A 19,485-nucleotide genomic window follows, 5' to 3' on the forward strand; every position below is an offset into this window, starting at 1 on the left:
TCATTTATTTCTTTTTCTTTCCGTTCTTTCCTTCTTCCTCTGCCTTGCAGCATTTCGTTTGTGCATCCACTACGGCTATCAGCACTACATTCACGATCTGCCTTACAGTGGAACCCAGCTGCAGGATATGCACGGGCTTTTTCATTCCCAGCAGGATAGGTCCGATAGCATCGAAGCCAGCTACTTCCTGTAATAGGTTGTACGCAACGTTACCTGCGGCCAGGTTGGGGAAGATGAGTACGTTCACATCCTGGTCTATCAGTTCGGAGAAAGGATAGTTATCTTTTAAGATCTCTTTGTTGAAAGCCATAGCAGCCTGGATCTCGCCATCTACTATTAAAGCAGGATCTTTCTTTTTCACGAGTTCACGGGCCTGGCTCATTAACTGGGCTTCCGGCGTGGCGCTGGAACCGAAGTTGGAATAAGAGACCATGGCTATACGGGGCGTGATATTGAACTGGCGTACTTCTTTTGCTACCAGCAAGGTGATATCTGCCAGTTCTTCCACTGTGGGATTGAGGTTTACGGTTGTATCCGCAAGGAAAAGCGGGCCGCGTTTAGTGTTGATGATATACATGCCGGCTACACGTTTTGCGCCTTCTTCCATACCAATCACCTGCAGTGCTGGTTTAATGGTATCAGGGTATTTACGTGTTAGACCGGAGATCAGCGCATCGGCTTCTCCTGTTTCCACCATCATGCAACCAAAGTAGTTACGCTCGCGCATGATCTTTTTGGCTTCGTAGAGGTTAAAGCCTTTGCGTTTGCGTTTTTCGAAGAAAAGTTCTCCAAAGTGATGGCGTTTATCTGCCATTTCTTCACTCTTCGGATCAATGATCACCACGTCATCAATTTCAATGCTGTTCTCGTGCATCAGGCTGCGGATCTTCTTTTCATTTCCGAGCAGGATGGGAATGGCGATGTCTTCGTCATTCACCACCTGAGCAGCTTTGAGGATCTTGATATTATCTGCTTCTGCAAATACCACACGGCGTGGATCTTTACGGGCTTTGGACCCGATCACGCGGAACAGCTGATTATCCAGGCCAAGGCGGCCATTCAATACTTCTCTGTAAGCATCCCAATCTGTAATATGCGCATGTGCCACACCGCTGTCCATTGCAGCTTTTGCTACTGCGGGCGCTACGGTACTGAGCAAACGCGGATCCAGTGGTTTGGGAATAATATAGTTAGGACCGAAAACGAGGTTCCGTTCGTTGTATGCCATGTTCACAATATCCGGTACGGGTGATTTGGCGAGATCGGCCAAAGCATGTACAGCGGCCAGTTTCATCTCCTCGTTGATCTGGGTGGCCCTTACATCCAGCGCACCGCGGAAGATATAGGGGAAGCCCAATACGTTGTTCACCTGGTTAGGATAATCTGAACGGCCGGTGGCCATGATCACATCGTTACGGGCAGAAATTGCCGCATCCCAGGTGATTTCAGGATCGGGATTTGCCATCGCAAAAACGATGGGGTGTTTGGCCATGCTTTTCACCATTTCAGGTGTTACCACATTACCTACAGACAGGCCCACAAAAACATCTGCTCCTTTGAGGGCTTCCGTAAGGTTGGTGGCCTTTGAGCTGGTGGCGAAGACCAGTTTCATCTCGTCCAGGTCTGTACGTTGTTTGTTCAGCACGCCATCTTTATCAAACATGATGAAGTTCTCCGGTTTTGCACCAAGAGAAACATATAAACGCACACAGGCCATGGCAGCTGCGCCCGCACCGTTGATCACGAACTTTACTTTCTCTATTTTCTTTTTAACCAGCTCCAGGGCATTCAGCAATGCGGCGCTGGAAATGATGGCGGTACCATGCTGGTCATCATGCATGATGGGGATCTTCAGTTCCTTACGGAGCCTTTCTTCGATAGCAAAACATTCCGGGCTTTTGATATCCTCCAGGTTGATGCCGCCGAAAGTAGGTTCCATGGCTTTTACCACCCGCACAAATTCATCCACATCCGTTGTATTTAATTCAATATCAAATACATCGATGTCTGCAAAGATCTTGAAGAGTACGCCTTTTCCTTCCATCACTGGTTTTCCGGCTTCGGGGCCGATATTGCCTAAACCCAGAACAGCCGTACCATTGCTGATCACGGCCACGAGGTTACCTTTTGCAGTATACTTATATACATTCTCCACATCACGGGCAATTTCCTTACATGGCTCCGCCACTCCGGGGGAGTAAGCCAGAGAAAGGTCCCATTGGGTTTTTGTGTCCTTCGTAGGTATGACTTCTATCTTACCGGGGCGGCCCATAGCATGATAATCCAGGGCATCCTGCTTATTCAGTTTTCTAGCCATTTAAGATTGTTGTTGGGGCTGCAATATACGAACTATAAGAAGAACGGTTTCTATTACGTTCGTGTAGGTTCGCAATAATTATTTACTTTTACGCTGTTAACATATCACAAATATCATGATACAACGCATCCAGAGCCTTTTTTTATTACTCGCCGCTCTTTCAAGCGCAGGTATGGGTTATTTTAACCTGTGGAAAGCCAAATTGATGAAAGGTGTTACCGCCAGTGAAGAATATTTCAATGCGCTCTCCAGCTATCTGATATTTATTATTGTGATGGTGAGCATCCTGCTTTCCCTGATCACTATTTTCCTGTATAAGAACAGGAAACTGCAATTCCGCCTGACCGTGATCAATATCCTGCTGGCAATAGGGGCTATCATACTGCAATATGTAAAAGTGGGCCAATTGGCGGACAAGCTGATGAATGATGGTTCTACCATTATTTCTGCCACTTACCTACCGGCAGCATTTTTACCTGTGGTTACGCTGGTGGCGCTGTTCCTTGCTGCAAGAGGCATCTATAAAGATGAGAAGCTGATCAAGTCCCTGGACAGGCTGAGATAATATTTTACCAGAACCTCCAATAGATATAACACCAGGCCAGTGCATACAATGCCAGCCAGAGCTTCAGGCTTTGATACCATGGGCGTTTAATTTCTCCGTCTCCCAGGGTACGCAGCCAGTTTATATTCCAGATAAATGGTTTCACCTGTTCCGGCAGCGGGGCAGTAGTATAAACAGATACTATGGCTATCAGCGCCATAGTAAGTACCTGTGCAATAGCACCTGCATACAGCCAGTGCAGGTTGATGTTCATGGCAAATAAGAGGATGGCAAGTAAGATCTGAATGATCACACCTCCTACCAATCCGGCAACGGCGCCACCATAACTGGCCCTTTTCCAGAAGATGCCCATCAGCAATACGGCAATGAAAGGTGTAGCGATATAGGTAACGCCGGTCTGAAAATATTTGAAGAGCCCAACGGTACCTACCAATGGTGCTACCAGGCAAGAGATCAATAAAGCAGCACCTCCTGAGAGCTGACCTGTAATGATCAACTCTCTGTCTCCCGCATTTTTTCTCCAGAAACGGCGATATACATCCAATGAAAAAATAGTGGCTACGCTATTTGAAAGTGCACTGACACTGGCCATCACGGCTGCAAAAAAACCACCTAATATAATTCCTCTCAGTCCTGATGGAGCAAAGAGCTGTAATGCAACCGGGAATGCACGGTCCTGATCATCCGGCAGCAGAGAGGGCCCCTGATGCATGATATCCAGCCAGTGGTAAACGATCAATCCCAACAAACAGGTTACCAGTGGCCGTACGATATTGATAAACCCGGAAAAAATAAGGCCCATCATTCCATCCCATTTACTGCGGGCTGAAAGTATACGTTGGATCATTACCTGGTTGGAAGATTGATAGAACAGGAATACACCAAAAGAAGCGAGGATCAAACTTAAAAAAGGTGCCTCCGGGTCAGATGGTGGCTGATAAAGATGAAACCTGTCCGGAGCAGCTGCGACCATGGCATCCCAGCCACCGGGTATTTTATCTAATGCTACAAAATAAAAGATCACCCCGCCGCCAATGAGCATTACACATTGAATAGCATCCGTCCACATCACAGAACTTAAACCTCCTGCCAGGGTGTAACTGGCAGTAACCAATATAATGCCTGCCATTACATAATGCTGCGGCCAGCCGGTTAATTCACTGAGGGTGATACTGCCGCCGTAGATCACTGGTGGCAGGAAAACAAAGATATATCCTATGAGGATCACAATGCTGTAGATCCCTCCGCAGGCCGGGCCAAATCTGCGGTTCAGTAATTCCGGCACCGTCATGATCTTATTGCGCAGATAGAGTGGGATAAAAAATATCATCATCAATAAATAAGTAGGCAGGCTCCACCATTCCCAGTTGGCAATGCCCATACCACCTTTGTAGGCAGCCCCTATTGTTCCTACGATCTGTTCACTGGAAACACTGGTAGATACAAATGCAGCACCAATCAGGTACCAGGGCATGTTACCCGATGCAAGGAAATATCCCTGCGTGGTACGTTTTACTTTTCTGGCAGCCAGCAAACCAATGATCACTACCAGCAATGTTTCCGCGGTGATGATCAAAATATCTATTAATGAGAGATGAAATTTTTCCATGCTGTTATATGAATATGTGCCAGTGTTGTAAATGTTCTGTACTGCTGCCTGGTGTTATTGTCTGCTGCGGGCCGAGTGTTTCCAATTCTGCGTAATCTTTGCAGACGAATATTTCCAGGTTGTTGTTGTGCTTTTCTATGCTATGATCTTTGTTGCGGATGATCAGTTTCCCTGCAGGCTGTATCGCGGCAAGCCATCCCCTCTCTTCATACCAGCCAACTTTGCTCCTGTGATCTCCGGGCGCGGGACTTATGTGATCAGCAGTGAGCCCCCAGTTTTCAGGATCTGTACCTGGCCAGTAATTAACTTTTGGCGTAATACAGGAAGCCAGTATATCAGCTGTGCGCGGAACACAGGTAATGCCCCATAATGCGCCATTCCAGTTTTCCGTTCCATTGTTTTCCAGGATGTGCTGTATATTAAACCCATCTGTTTCAGCTGCTGTGATCATTAAGGAAAGCCTGATCCCGTCCGGTCTTTGTGGTGCTTTTATGCATACACCTGTTGCAGTTGTCACTACTTCGCAGGGTGTATTGTCCGGATAATAACTGGCTGCTGTTTCAGGTGCAATGGTGAAACGGTGGCCTCCGTACATCTTCCATTCTCCTACTTTGAAATCCGTATGATCTATGTAGAGCAGGTTCTCTCCTCCATTGTGACGGAGTGAAAGGATGCGTGGGCCAGCGGAAATACCAATGATCATTTCGGTGTCTCCTGCATGATACTTTATGGTATCGGTCATGGCAAAATCCTGCTGGTTAATCCTCTCTGGTAGGCATCCAATCTTGTGAAACCTTCTGCATATTGGCATCCTGCAGCAAAGCCTCTAAAGCGGGCCTGTACGGATACCATGTCTGCCAGATCAGTAGCTGCGAGTGCTTTCATTGCTTCTACCTGGCTTTTATGACAGGCGAGCATTTGCAGTTTTACATCCATTACATCGCTTATGTTCACATACTCCGATGGCAGGAATCCAATGCCGCCGAGGTTATCCATGTAATACAATTGTGCATGGCCGAAACGGCAGGCAGGTTTTGACTGGCCGGGGATAAATGGCAGACCCTTTTGAAAATAGGCATCAAATACCAGCTGGCTTACATAGCGATGGTCGGGATGATAGTCATTGGGAGAATGCGTAAAGATCACATCCGGATCAGTTTCTCTGAGGATGTCTATCATGAGGCGCCTTTGTTCTTCGTTGGGAAAAACATGTTCGTCCATCACGCCGCCCCATATTACGTTTGCACCAATGATAGCTGCAGCATCGCGGGCTTCTTTTTCTCTTATTCTTCCGAGTTCTTCCGGTTGTATGGAAGTATCGCCCATATTTCCACTGGTGAAAATAGCGAAGGTTACTTTATGACCTTCCCTGGCGTAACGGATCAATGTTCCGGCGCAGAGGATCTCTATATCATCAGGGTGTGCGGCTACACAGAGTATATTCATCATAGTACACCGTATCTGTTATATACTGTTCTTAAGGAATCTCCGTTTAACAGGTCCCTTCTTGATTGATCTTCTTTAGAACCTTTTTCAAAAGCAAGTTCCAGTACTTTATCTTCTACTTCGCGCGGTATCACTACAATGCCATCAAAGTCTGAGAAGATCAACTCCCCGGGATGTACTACCACATCACCACAACGTACAGGAACATCATATGCCATTACCCGTCCTCTTCCCAAACTGTCCAGCGGGCGGATGCCACCATAGAATACAGGAAAGTGCATGTCCATGATCTTACGGCAATCCCTGATCATACTATCACAGATACAACCCACTGCGCCGTTGCGTTTAGCGATCGTGCTCATTAACTCACCCCACGGTGCATTGGTAGAACCAAAATCCGTTGAATGTACTACTACATCTCCTTTACTGAGGGAATCCACGGCTTCTATTTCCGTAGAGTAGGCATCGTCTTCCACATAATCTGTTTCCATCCAGCGCAGGGTCCTGGCCCTTCCGATGATGGTGCAGTTATTTACATCCAGGGGCCTTAAACGCTGGTGCATGGCCTGGTTCCTGTACCCAAGGCTATCCAGCACATCACATACAAGGGGAACATACAGGTGCTCTCTTATCCATGCAAATTTTTCTTCATCGTTCAGTAACTTCATCTTTATATTTTTTATTTGCTTTAACTCCATATAAAAGGCTGCATACGTTCAGGAATGATGCATTGTTCCTGCATGTTTTTCCGGGCGCAGAACCATTTGAACACTTCCGGATTTTCTGCATTGAGTGCCATCATATCATAGTGGTTCGGCATCACAAATTTTGGCTGCAGGGCGTATGATAATTCAGCGGCCTGTTCAGGGCCGGGGTTTCCCCATTTGCCATTCACGGGTACCATCATCACTTCCGGTTTCTGAGGCGCAGCGGCCACTAAAAGCGGATGAAACTGTGTATCGCTGGTGTGATATATATTCCGGCCGTTGGCAAACCTGATGTGATAACCGGTGGTATCCAACACATCCGGGCCGGTAGGGAGTGTAAAGATGCCGTTGATCTCAAGACCCTCGATGGTTTTACTTTCTCCCACACTGATGATCACTATCCTGCTTTCAGGAATACCAAGGGGTATTAGTTTTTTTGCTGCCTGCGATGGCGCTACAAACCAGGTATCCTGTTTATATTGATACTCCGAAAGCGTACCGGGATCAAGATGATCGAGATGATCGTGTGTGATGATGTAAATATCGGCCATGAGATCTTCAGGTTGGATGGGAGCAGGATATAATCGCGAGAACTCCTGCGCGCCATTTGCTGCGGAGTCCGAGAGATAGGGGTCTATCACAACGGTAAGATCCAGCGACCGGATGATATAACCTGCCTGGCCCAGCCACCATATGGCAGCTTCAGCGGGAGAGAGCGTATGTTCCAGAATTGATCTCATGTTAGCTGTTTAGAGGTTTACACAAAAGCGTTTAACTGCTTTCTCATCTATATCTATTCCCAAACCAGGCCCATTGGGCACTGCGATGTATCCATCCTTGTCCATTTGCACAGGGTTCCTGATGATCTCTGTGAGCATGGGATTTTCACTGACGTTGTATTCCAGGAAAAGTGATCTTGGAAGCACTGCATTTAAATGAAGACTTCCTGCAGTGAGCAGGTCTGTGAGCCATGCATGCGGGCACACATCAATGCCTGCATATTCTGCTTCCCAGATGATCTTCCTGGCCTGTGTGAAACCACCACAGCGCGTGAGGTCTGGCTGGATCACATCTATACCTCCTTTGGTAATGAGTTCCCTGAAACCCCAGGCCGTAGCTTCCTGTTCACCTGCGGCTAATCTTGTTCTTACGCCTGCCGCTTTTGTTTTTGCATATCCTTCATAACATTCCGGGTGCAGGAAATCCTCCAGCCAGAAGATATTATAGGGTTCCAATGCACGGCAAAGTTCTATGGCATCGTATGCACTGCGGTTCACCATCCAGCCTGCATCCACCATCAGTTCCACATCGGGACCGAGGGCTTCCCTTGCTGCTGCTACCAGTTTAATGTCCTGTTTACGGTCCTGCCCAAAAACACCCCAGCCAAACTTCACGGCAGTAAAACCACGTTGCAGGTAAAATGCGCAGGCGTCTTTAATAGCTTCCACCGTTGGGCGGAAAAGCGTGGAGGCATATGCTCTCACGCGATCCCGTCTTGCCCCACCGAGTATCTTATGAATGGGCTGACCAATTGCTTTCCCGATAATATCATGACAGGCAATATCAAAGCCGGACAATACCTGCATGGCCACTCCTCTTCTGCCAAAATAAATGGTGCCGCGATAGATCTTATCCCATAGTCTCTCTACATCGAAAGGATCTTCTCCTATCACCAGTGAGCGCAATCCTTCAAATACCCCTGCTCCGCTTTCCGGTGCATTCACAACTGCTTCTCCCACATGCGGGGATGTTTCCACATCAGACCATCCTATGATCCCTTCATCCGTACTTACTTTCAGCAGCAGGCAATGTTTTACACCTCTTGCTTCATCACTGCCTTCCGGAGAGCGGATCTCAAATGGCGATTGCAGTATAAATGCTTCTACGTTTGTTATTTTCATATTTTATCAGCTGAAAGTGATCGCTACTTTTAATGCTTTACCCTGTTGATAGCGCACCAGTGAAAATGCTTCTTCCCAATTCTCAAAGTGCACCTGGTGCGTGATGATCTCTGCTAAGTTCAATACTTTGTCTTGCAGGCATTCCAATGCTTCTTCCATCCGATCTTCATCATTACAGGCCCCTACGATCTCCAATTCAGATAAATGAAGTGCAAAGAGATCGAGTGGGGCAGGTTCTTTCAGGGCACTGAAAACAACCAGTCTGCCACGTGGGCGAAGTGCTTTTATGCAAGTGGAGAGCGCATCCTGTGAGCTAACCGCCAGTATGGCCACGTCCGCACATCTTACCGGATCTGCATCCGGTATTTCAACATCCGGGATACTTTGCAAACGGAAGGGGATTTTGCCTGTTACGATCACACGTGCAGCTCCTGCTCTTTTTGCCAAACGGGCGATGATGTTTCCAAAAGGGCCATCTCCTGCTACCAGTACTGTACGGCCTTTCACATCACCGGCGCGGGCTACCGCCTGCAAACAAACTGCTACCGGCTCCAGTAATGCACCGGTGGCGTTTGAGATATTTTCCGGCAGTGGAATAACCCTGTCTGCCCTTTGCGTAAAGTATTCCGCAAAACTTCCATCCCTGTCGTATCCCAGGTGCCCCATATCGGAACAGATATGTGCGAGGCCGCGTTTGCATTCTTCGCATTTACCACATGGCACAACAGGATGTACAGCCACGCGGGTGCCGAGTGCCAGCCCTCTTACTTCTCTCCCGGTGGCCACCACTATTCCGGCAGCTTCATGCCCCAGGATCCTTGGGTAAGTAATGCCAAAAGGATTGCTTTTCAGATCGTGCAGATCTGAAGTACAGATGGTTGCGGCCAGTGTTTGTATCAATACATCTCCGGCACCCGGAACCGGGATGGGCACTTCTGTTTTCACCAGAGTATTTAGTCCTCGCATTTGCAATGCCTGCATAATCTGTTTCATTTTCCAGGATCAGGTAAACCCAGCAACTCCAGGGTGTTCCGGTGTATGATCCCTTCGGTTACTTCTTGGGGGATGGATGGAAGGCCGCTGTTTGCCAGTATATGATTGATATTACGCACACCGGCTATTGAATCTGCGGTGGTCGTAAATGGAAAGTCAGAACCAAACAATACTTTTTCATGCGTGCGGTATTCCACCAGCAACTGCATGGAATTATAAAACTGCCAGGGCCTGTAATACAATGCAGACAGATCTGCATATACATTTGCATGCCTGCGGATAACGGCTATTGTTTCACCTTCCCATGGATGCCCCAGATGCGCCAGTACCATTCTCAGTTCGGGAAAGTCCACCGCTACTTTATCAAAATGCACCGGGCGGGAATAATCCAAAGGCGTACCGCTTACAAATGAAGTACCTGCGTGAAAGAGTATAGGCAAACCATGCTTTTCACAGTACCGGTAGATCTGGTAACATCTTGGATCGCCGGGATGTACATCCTGGTATAATGGAGACATCTTTACACCTACCGCACCATCCTGCTGGTGGCACTTTTCCAGTTCCTCCATGAAATCAGGCAAAGCGGGGTCTATGGAAGCAAAGTATAACAAACGGGATGGCGCCAGGGCTACATGTGCTGCTACCATATCGTTCGGGATGTTCCAATCTGTTGCAGATGCCTGCAGGCCAAATACAATGGCCACATCTGCAGCTTTTGTACTTTCCAGATGTTTTTCGCCGAGGTCCCGCCAGATGGTGGGGTCTATTTTACACCGTTTCATATCAGCCAGTAACTTTGGGCCGAAATCTGTATCAGGACGAAAAACATGCGTGTGAATGTCTACGATCATATCTTCTATCTATTCAAATGACCAGTAATGTACTGCCCATGGTTTTAACGTTACTTCTACCAGCTGATCTCCCTTTTTAATTTTTATAAACGGATCAGGCCGCAGGCGGTGATTCTCATCACTGCTACCACCTTCTGCATCCAGTACAATGTGGCGTACCTGCATATCTTTTGGTAAGGTTTTCAAATGCACTTTTACTTTTACGGAGTCTGCGGAGAAATTCCACAACAGCATGTTATGCATTTGCAGCTGGGTATCGTGTGTAGCGAAACCATGTACGGTTTTACTGTCTGTGTTAAGTTCCAGTTTCTGGCCTGCCATGCGGGACAATAACTTGAAGGAAAAATACGCAGGGCGTATATGATCCTGGTAGTCTATCAGGCCGCTGAATTGTGCCTGGCGGTTCCACCAGCGGCTCATAAAAGCGGTGCCGTGCGCGGAGAATATTTTTGCGAAGGTATCATAGTTCACATACCAGTCTTTAATCTGGTAATAACAGGACCAGTCCAATCCCGCATCTTTCATCTGCCAGATGGTTTCAGTAACAAAACAAGGCTGAAAACGGGGATCCAAAGGAGGGTTGAACAAATGGATGTTCCATTCATTCATGATGGTTTCCGGATGAAGATCAGGATAACCTTTCAGCATTTCCTTTACATAGTCGATCTGGCTGCGGATGAAGGTGGGGCTGTTGTCATAATTATGCCAGGATACAAAGTGCAAAGGTATTTTCTCTGCTGAGCAGGCACGGAGCAATTCAGGCAGGATGGGGGATTTATAATTCGCCAATGCCGGGCCGCCTACCTTTGCTTTTGGGTCTGCCCTTAATATGGCGGCTACTGTATGTTTGTAGTAACGCGCATAACTTTCCGGTTTAAAACGGTAGGGTGTACCACCATCTTCTCCAATATCCACTTCGTTACCTACTTCCCAATATTCTATTCCTGTTCCTTTATCTACATAATGCCGTACCACGTCATATACAAATTGCTCCCAGCCTTTGTAATCATTAGGTTCAACAATATCATGATCTACTACAGGGAAAAATACCTTTGGTTTTAAGCAAAAGCTCATGAAAGGTTTGGCACCGGTTTGCAAGATATTATTTACCATACTATCCAGTGTGGTGAAATAATACTTGCCTTTTTCCGGCAATACATTATAATACTCACTTACAAAAAGCCGGATAACTGCGGGATGTAGTGCCCTGATCTCCGTAGTACGTTTACTTAACATCGGCTCTTCAGAAAGGCCACCCTGGCCCAAAGCCATCTGGTTCATTTTCATGGGACCCAGTTCTTTCGCAAAGTTCACCTGCACGGTTGTTTGCGAAAAGGCCGTTCCACTGATGATGCAGGTTATAAAAAATATCAGGTTCCTTACACTCATTTTAGTCATTTAGTAGGTAGCTGTAACGATGAATTTATCACCTTGCGGTAGCGGTATCTTTATATGTTCCTTTTTTACATCATAATCCTTCCAGGCTTTTCCATTTACGGTTACACTGCGGATCTGTTTATCTCCAGGATGCCTGAACCTTACCAATAGTTCTTTTGGCGGATTACGCTTTGCCAGTTGCACGGTAGCTGTGAGCTGATGCAGGTCATTCTCTCCTTCCATGGTGAATGAAACGGGGCCGAAGTAGGAGGGTGCATTTCTCACTTCGATCTGTTTCCCCTTTTGCAACCATTCTCTTGGAACAGCCTGGCCGATGATCAGGGTATCTCCTCCTAATTCATTCAATAACATTTTCCTGTAGATCTCAAACCATGCCCCGTCTGTACTGGGCGGGCCATAATATTGCCCCCAGGCCCATCTGTGTTCCAGCGGGGTGAATTGACCATGTGAAAAACCGCAGGCCATCAGACTATAGAAAGAACGGATGACTGCTTTGGGTTCATCTCTCAGCAGATAGGTATTGCCCTGCTGAACGTATACCGGTTCATTCGCTGCACCCTGGTTCTTAAACAACAAATTATCTTCCTGGTCATGCAGCAATGCTGTGGTAAGCCAGCCATGCGGATCTATTACACCCAGTCTTGACATATGCAGAGCCCCGCAATCCACATCTGTAGGATACCATTCTTCCATGATGCGCCGGGGCGTTAAAGCATCTGTGGGTACGTAATTGATCCAGGTACCATCTTCCAGTTGCACAACAGGTGACTTCACACTGCTGCGGGCAAATTCCCGTGTTACATCTTTCTTCATTTTTGCCGCAGTGGCCTGTACCACTGTTGCGCGCCGATGGCCGTAAGTGGCTAACGCTTTCCCAAAGGTTTCCAGCCCTCCCCCAAAATAGGCTTGTATAAATGCCCATTCTCTTTTTGCGGTGGTAAGGTCATTGAGCGGCTGCGCTATCAGACCCGATTTATTTGCTTTTGCTACCTGCGCCAAACACCAATCCAATGTTTTGAGAGATTGTGGCAGCAGGCTTTCAAAACTTTTCCGGTCTCTTGTAAGTAAATAGTTTTGTGCCACCGCATATAGGTGACCGGGAGAATAAACGCCCCAATTAGCATTCCCGGCCATCCGCCCATCCGGCTGCTGTTGTGTTTTATACATCGCGGCGATCTCGTCCTGCGCTACTTTTTCATATCCGCGTAAACCATAGATCATGTAATCCACATACACCGCCTGGTTGATGGGCCACATGGCATTCTTCTGCCCATAGCCGATATTGGTATAAGGGAGGTCCATATGCAGAGTTCCTGTACTATCCACTGTATGGCGCGGGAGAGAAAGTGCATGCCATAAATTAGCACGGTATAAATTATTCACGGCTTCTTCCGGTACTTTAAAGGAAGCACCTTTGTTCATCCAATCTTCCCAATATTGTACTGTTTCTTTACGGGCAGTAGTATAGGTTAGTGCTGCCAATGTTCCTGTTGTATTCGCAGCAGGTGATGGCAATTTCAGTATTAACTCTTTTGTTGCACCTGCTGTTAGTTCACCTGTTACTGATATGCCTTCTTCGTTCCCTGATATGCTTAATCCCTTACCTGGTTCCAGCATTAACCAGGTGTTACCTGTTTGTTTATCGATGACTGTATTGTTTATAACCTGAAACTGTACACTGTCCGGTTGGCTTTTCAGGCGAATGCCAAAGTTTATGGGGCCTGCTTTCCCGGAGATGCGCACTTTGGTGAACATCACGGCTTCTTTATTTCCGAAGGGTGCTGCGAACTGTTCCATTTCACATAACTGCCCGTCTTTTTCCAAGCGGGTAATGATCAGGGGAAGACCATTTTCTATCTGCTGACTTTTCCATGTACTGTTCCCATAGGAGAGGTCTAAGCGGAATTTATGGGGTGAGGCAAAGTCCGGTCGTACGTTACCAAATCTATCCACGGCAAATTTATAGACGGAGCCATGTGAGGGAGCAGTTACGGTGAGATGCCCCTTTATGCCTAACCATGTTGTTGCCCAGGATATATTCCAGGCAACAGGATCTCCGATATCCTCCCATAGTGCTTTAAATTGTGAAAGGCTGGCATCCGGTGATTCCTTTACACGGTCCAAGATCCGCCGGCCCTTTAAGGAGGCGAGGTGTTCTTCAAAACTAACCGGGTTCTCTGCCAGCGAGATAAAAATATCCTGTTCCGGCAGCCACATAGCGCCCTGCTCCAACAATTGCAACAAACCTATCGTAAAGCCGGCTGTGCCTTCCTTATTCAATTGTACAGTAAGCAAAGGAGCATCAGGATGATACCAGGGATCTTTTCGCAATCTTGCGGACTGACCCGGAGAACCATGTTCCATCAGGTAGCCCCACATTGCATCCCCTTTTATCGAATGCGGGTCGTTGAAGTATGCCAGCTTTCGTAAAGGGGCTGTAGGCTCCGGCCAGCTTATTTCTGTGATCAGTTCATCTGTATCCCCTGCACCGCAAAAAAGTTGTGAGATGGCCGCAATGCGGTCATTTTTTTCAATACGGCTGCCTGCTGTTTTTGCTATTTGCAGTCCCTCTGAATTACTCAGTAATTGCACCGTGAACAGCCGGGGCTTTTGACCTTTCAACCCAAAAGTTATTTTTAATTTCGTTCGCTGCAACCCATGGCTCTGCTTAGCAGCAGCCATCAGTATGATGACTGCTACCATCGCTATTCTCGTCCAATGTTTTCTACTATGCATATTGAATGGTTTCGGGCCGGCTTCTTAAATATAAGAAAACACGCCCGCACACTTTATAAATAATTCGGGTTCTGTACAAGTTTGGCATTTTTATCCATCGCCGATTGCGGGATGGGCAGGAAATAATTCTTGTTAGGGTAGAATTTCCTATTTCCTCCGCCAGCAGGTACTATCGTGTATACCGGCACGTTATTCACCAGGTCTATTTTGATAGCATGTACCGGCTGGTTGAGGATCACTTCCGCCAGTTTTAAACGCAGGAGGTCTGGCAGGCGTTTATCCTCAAAGGCCAGCTCTACCCTTCTTTCTCTGTAAATGGCTGTGCGCAGCTGGCTTTGATTCATACCGGGCGTAAGGTCTGCCAGCTCTGATCTTTTCCTGATGGCATTGATGGCATCGTATACAGACTGATCAGGTCCCGTAGCTTCATTCCTGGCTTCTGCGTAACTAAGCAATACTTCTGCATAGCGGAAGATGATCCAGTTGGCACTATTGAGATTACTCCTGGCACTTGCATATTTAGGATTGATACCTTTACGGATATAATAACCTGTTCTGGTAGAAATGCTGCTGTTATTCAGGTCTGTGGCATTCATACTTCCAACACCCTGTTTCATGATCATTACATCTCCCAACCAGGTGGAACCATCATATACGATAGACTGATAAAACCTTTTTTCCCTGTTCTCGTAAGGCTTCTGAGGATTATACCCGGATGCGGGGTCTGTAATGGGCAAACCGTTGGCCATAGCATATTCATCCACGATATCCTGTGTAGGATTTAAGTGCCCATAACCTGTTAATGCGCCACCCACAAAACGGGGGCCGATATTGCCATCCCTTAAATTAGCTAAATCCGTACCACCCAGATGCTGCCTGCTGAAGATCACTTCCACATTGTTATTGTTCTCTTCGAAAAAGAGGGTGTTGTAATCAGGGAAGAGTTTATAGGTGTTCAGGTCTATTACCTTTTTGAAGGTAGCAGCGGCCAATTCCCACCTGGCTTTATCATTGGTGGGGTTATGCAATGCGCCTGCGTAAAATAATTCGCAGGAACCTTTTAAGGTGAGCGCCGCGCCCCTGGTAGCCCTTCCTGTTTCTGCCGTGATGTCCAGATCCGCTGCGGCTTCTTCCAGTTCTTTTGTAATGAAAGCAAATGTTTCTGCAGCTGTATTACGTGCCCTGAAAACTTCATCCCCCTGTTCTTTCAGGTTCAGCACCTCTTTGATAATGGGTACTCCGCCATGGTAAGTCCACAGAAGAGAATAGAAATATGCACGCAGGAATCTTGCTTCAGCGATCCTGGACTTTTTCCAGGCTTCCGGTAATGCAGAAGCGGAGGCTTTGGCTATAAACAGATTTGCTTTTCTGATATTGGTGTATTGCCCCCATCTGCTGGGTGCATTGCTGGGTGTATAAATAGAAGGACCGTAGATATTGGTACTTACCCTTCCTGCCTGGCCATTCATAGAATTGTCCGAATAGTTTTCCCATGGATCTCCGAAATCAATACTGGGTACAGATGCATAGACATCATTCAGGAAAAGATCTGCATTTGCCGTACTTGCCCAAAGCGTACCATCTGCCACCTGGTCCTTTGGAGACACACCGAGAAATTTACCGCAGGAGAAAAAGGTGAGTGCAATAAATACTATGCTTAAAAGTTGATGTTTCATACCAGCTTTTTTCGTTTGATTAAAAAGTAATGTTTGCGCCTACAGAAAAAGTTTTTTGATTGGGATATCCCCAGGCACTGTCCGGATGCCCGGAATCGTTCCTGCCAATTTCCGGATCATAATTTTTCAGCTTCGTCCAGGTAAGGATGTTCTGCCCGGATAAGTAAAGTCTGACGTTTTGCATTTTTATTCTCTGTAATACTTTAGCAGGCAGGTTATAGGAAAGGGTGGCATTTTTCAGGCGCAGGTAGGCAGCATTGCCCATCCAGAAAGATGACCTTTGTGAATTGTTCACAGTAGGAGCAGAGGTGAGCCTTGGATTGGAGGCATTGGGGTTCTCTGGTGTCCAGTAGTCGAAGTTATGTTTATAAGGCAGCATGGTTTCCCAGAATGCCATGATCGAAGATCCATGATAGTACCAGTTGACTTTGGCTGCTCCCTGGAACAACAGATCAAGAGAGAAGGTTTTAAACCTCACGCCGGGAGAGATGCCATATATGATCCTTGGTGCTGCAACGGGATCCCCGATCACGGTAAGGTCATTATCATTGATCTTACCATCATTATTAATATCCTCATACCTGATGTCTCCTGGTTTTACGGCACCCCATGGTTGTGTGGCAATGCCTGCTTTCAGTGCACCGGAACCATCGAAATCACTTTGCTGGAAATAGCCCAGTGAACGGAAACCAAACTGCGTACCTAATGGTCTGCCTGTTATCCGGCGGTTAGGATTATTAAAAGTGGTGGCCGTTTCAAACACCTGCAACACCTTGTTCTTAGCATAGGTAAAATTAGCTCCGAGTGAAAGATGTAAGTCCCTGGACACATCGTATACGGAACTTGCAGAAAGATCAAAACCACGGTTCTCCATTACCCCTGCATTTACCTGGCTTAGGCCAATACCATATTCAGCAGGCACCTTTACATCCGGGTTCACCAGCATGTTAGATCTTTTTTCATAGAAGTAATCCACCTCAAAATTCAGCAGGCCTTTCCAGAGGTTCACTTCCAACCCAACATCTGTTTTCCTGGCACGTTCCCAGGTAATGTTAGGGTTTGATTCTGCTCTTTCACGGATACCCTGCACGGCGTTATTCCCCAGCACATAATTTGTTCCCAGCACACTATAAGTGCTCATGAACTGGAAGGGGCTTCCTGCCAGTGCACCTACTTCACCATAGGATGCCCTGATCTTCAGATTGTCTATCCAGTTGTAGTTATCTTTAATAAATTTCTCTTCAGACAAACGCCAGCCTACTGAGAATGCGGGGAAAAATCCGTACCTGTTCTCCGGAGAGAAGTAATAACTTCCATCGTACCTGCCACTTGCTTCCAGCAGGTATTTCCTGTTATAATCGTATGCTATGCGATATACCAATCCCATCTGCCTGGCGTAACTGGAAGTACCTGAAGTACTCATATCTGCCTGGCTGGAGCTTCCAAGGTTGATCTCATCAACAGACAGGTTGTAATTCCTCCGGGAGGCACCTAAGCTCATGTAGTCGTTACTTTTGGCTTCAAACAATCCTAATACGCTAACGCCATGTTTGCCGAATGTTCTGTCGTAGTTCAGGCCAAACTGGTAGGTGAGCTGATAGTCGTTTACATAACTCTGTGTGAGGGAAGGTTTTGTTGGACCAAAAACACCATCCTTGATCACATAAGGTGTTTGTGATCTATCCAGGCTGGCCCTTTGTATGGGCAGGGCCCATATTTTATTCATTACATGTGTGGGATCATATGCAATTGTTCCTTTTGCTTTTAAACCGGGAATGAAAGGCAATTGTTGCTCAACAGACAGTTGAGAGTATATAGCGGTGGTATTGATCTTTTGATAACCGCTGTTGAAGAGGCTGGCGGTAACAAAAGTACCCGCCATGCCATTGCTGAACCGAAGTGGTCCATACAGGGGGTGTAGGTAACCGATCAGTTCAAATATACGGCCAGTGCCGATGGAAGGATACTGATCTTTCTGATAGCGGCCATTGAGGTTAAAGGAAACATTGGTGGTATTGGTCACTTTTGCATCCAGGTTAAGCGTCATGTTAAACCTGCGGTTATTAGTAGCCGGCCACATCCCTTCCTGGAACTGGTATCCGAGGGCCGCATAATACTTCACTCTTTCTGCACCACCGGATATTTCAATATTGTGGTTGGTGAGTATCGCATCTCTGTTGGTGAGGTCTTTCCAGATATTCTTAAAAGTAGGATAGGCATCCGGATCTGAGCCATCCTGGAACTTTTTCAGTTCGGCATCAGAATATGGCTTAGGCAAACCTTCGTTGACAGCTGCGGCGTTCCTTAAAGTGGCATATTCATAAGAATTGACATAATCGGGTAATACTACGGGATTCTGGAACCCTACGTATCCGTTATAGGTAAGTGTGGGGATGCCCGTTTTACCTTTTTTGGTGGTTACGAGGATCACTCCGTTTGCTCCGGCCACTCCATAGGGGGCCACGGCTGCAGCATCTTTCAGTACGGAAAAGGTTTCAATGGAGTTAGGGTCTAATTGCTGAAAGCTGCGGGGAATACCATCTACAATAACGAGTGGCTGCGTGGAGCCGGTAGAGGAAATGCCCCTGATAAAGATACTTGAACCATCTCTCCCAGGCTCTCCCGATCCCTGTTTAACAATAACACCAGCTACTCTTCCACCTAAACCATTGCTGAGGTTGGAGATAGGCAGGGAAGATATTTCCGAGCCCTTCAGGGTAGATATAGCTGCGGTAACAGATGTCTTCTTTTTTGTGCCATACCCCACCACTACCACATCGTTCAGGATATCCTGGGAGGAGGCTTCCAGGGTAATGTTCAATGGCTCCTGGCTGGTGATCTTTACTGTTTTCCGGCCAAATCCCATGTGTGAGATCTCAAGTGTCTGGCCGATCTGGGCACTCAGGGAAAATGCGCCCTGTTCATTGGTGGTAGTACCTTGATTTGTGCCCTGAATGGATATGGACACATTGGGTAAGGGAGTTCCGCCGCTGGTGATCTTTCCCGTAACTGTGAGCTTTGTTTGTGCGAAACCTCCTGCCGAAAACAAGAGGAGCAAAAGCGGCAGCAGCAATGATCTGACGGTCATAACGAATTTAATTGCGCGTAAATTCATAAAAATAATTTTGATTGATATAGTTACTTACAGTCAAATGGGTGGGCCAAAACCGGAGGAAAAAATTGCGTATGCTAAACCTTGGTTGCTGTACAAAAATATTCGTTAGTGTTTGCGGATGATTGTACCATCTTGTTGAATGTGTATCCTATTTTGGAGTTTTTTGCCACT

At 46.9% G+C, this 19,485-nt stretch carries 14 protein-coding genes; 1 reads left to right on the top strand and 13 read right to left on the bottom strand.

From position 1 onward, the window contains the following. Positions 1 to 4 precede the first annotated feature (4 nt). The gene (locus AAHN97_RS21600; protein ID WP_343304170.1) at positions 5 to 2,317 is read right to left on the bottom strand and encodes an NADP-dependent malic enzyme; all 2,313 of its coding nucleotides are present in this window, start codon (positions 2,315 to 2,317) and stop codon (positions 5 to 7) included. Between the two features lie 115 nt (positions 2,318 to 2,432). On the opposite strand from AAHN97_RS21600, the gene AAHN97_RS21605 reads away from it, so the two are divergent. Further along, positions 2,433 to 2,882, top strand: coding sequence for a DUF4293 domain-containing protein (locus AAHN97_RS21605; protein WP_074242214.1), 450 nt, complete (start codon positions 2,433 to 2,435; stop codon positions 2,880 to 2,882). 4 nt (positions 2,883 to 2,886) lie between these two features. Here AAHN97_RS21605 and AAHN97_RS21610 read toward each other — a convergent pair whose 3' ends face one another. The 12 genes from AAHN97_RS21610 to AAHN97_RS21665 are packed head-to-tail and all read right to left on the bottom strand — an operon-like array spanning position 2,887 to position 19,314. Beyond that, on the bottom strand, positions 2,887 to 4,491 hold the full coding sequence (locus tag AAHN97_RS21610; protein WP_343304171.1) for an SLC5 family protein: 1,605 nt from the start codon (positions 4,489 to 4,491) through the stop codon (positions 2,887 to 2,889). Between the two features lie 4 nt (positions 4,492 to 4,495). After that, positions 4,496 to 5,233: a hypothetical protein gene (locus AAHN97_RS21615; protein ID WP_343304172.1), complete on the bottom strand. Its 738-nt coding sequence runs from the start codon at positions 5,231 to 5,233 to the stop codon at positions 4,496 to 4,498. After that, a complete protein-coding gene (locus tag AAHN97_RS21620) occupies positions 5,230 to 5,940 on the bottom strand; it encodes a PIG-L deacetylase family protein (RefSeq protein WP_343304173.1) in 711 nt (236 codons plus the stop codon). The genes AAHN97_RS21615 and AAHN97_RS21620 overlap by 4 nt, the downstream gene beginning before the upstream one ends. Further along, entirely contained in the window at positions 5,937 to 6,605 is a 669-nt protein-coding gene (locus tag AAHN97_RS21625; protein ID WP_343304174.1) for an RraA family protein, read from the bottom strand. The genes AAHN97_RS21620 and AAHN97_RS21625 overlap by 4 nt, the downstream gene beginning before the upstream one ends. Before the next feature lie 20 nt (positions 6,606 to 6,625). Continuing rightward, positions 6,626 to 7,384 (bottom strand): MBL fold metallo-hydrolase, encoded by a 759-nt coding sequence (locus AAHN97_RS21630; protein WP_343304175.1) that lies wholly within the window; start codon positions 7,382 to 7,384, stop codon positions 6,626 to 6,628. 9 nt (positions 7,385 to 7,393) lie between these two features. After that, the gene (locus tag AAHN97_RS21635; RefSeq protein WP_343304176.1) at positions 7,394 to 8,545 is read right to left on the bottom strand and encodes a mandelate racemase/muconate lactonizing enzyme family protein; all 1,152 of its coding nucleotides are present in this window, start codon (positions 8,543 to 8,545) and stop codon (positions 7,394 to 7,396) included. Positions 8,546 to 8,551: 6 nt separating this feature from the next. Continuing rightward, positions 8,552 to 9,538, bottom strand: a complete 987-nt coding sequence (locus tag AAHN97_RS21640) for a zinc-dependent alcohol dehydrogenase (protein WP_343304177.1) — start codon at positions 9,536 to 9,538, stop codon at positions 8,552 to 8,554. After that, entirely contained in the window at positions 9,535 to 10,389 is an 855-nt protein-coding gene (locus AAHN97_RS21645) for an amidohydrolase family protein (RefSeq protein ID WP_343304178.1), read from the bottom strand. The genes AAHN97_RS21640 and AAHN97_RS21645 overlap by 4 nt, the downstream gene beginning before the upstream one ends. A 9-nt stretch (positions 10,390 to 10,398) precedes the next feature. Next, positions 10,399 to 11,778, bottom strand: a complete 1,380-nt coding sequence (locus AAHN97_RS21650) for a GH39 family glycosyl hydrolase (protein WP_343304179.1) — start codon at positions 11,776 to 11,778, stop codon at positions 10,399 to 10,401. A 9-nt stretch (positions 11,779 to 11,787) separates the two neighbouring features. Beyond that, a complete protein-coding gene (locus tag AAHN97_RS21655) occupies positions 11,788 to 14,523 on the bottom strand; it encodes a hypothetical protein (RefSeq protein WP_343304180.1) in 2,736 nt (911 codons plus the stop codon). Between the two features lie 53 nt (positions 14,524 to 14,576). Further along, positions 14,577 to 16,199, bottom strand: a complete 1,623-nt coding sequence (locus AAHN97_RS21660) for a RagB/SusD family nutrient uptake outer membrane protein (RefSeq protein ID WP_343304181.1) — start codon at positions 16,197 to 16,199, stop codon at positions 14,577 to 14,579. Between the two features lie 19 nt (positions 16,200 to 16,218). Further along, positions 16,219 to 19,314 (bottom strand): SusC/RagA family TonB-linked outer membrane protein, encoded by a 3,096-nt coding sequence (locus AAHN97_RS21665; RefSeq protein ID WP_343304182.1) that lies wholly within the window; start codon positions 19,312 to 19,314, stop codon positions 16,219 to 16,221. Positions 19,315 to 19,485: the final 171 nt, after the last annotated feature.

The organism is Chitinophaga niabensis, from assembly GCF_039545795.1.
GTDB lineage: Bacteria > Bacteroidota > Bacteroidia > Chitinophagales > Chitinophagaceae > Chitinophaga > Chitinophaga niabensis_B.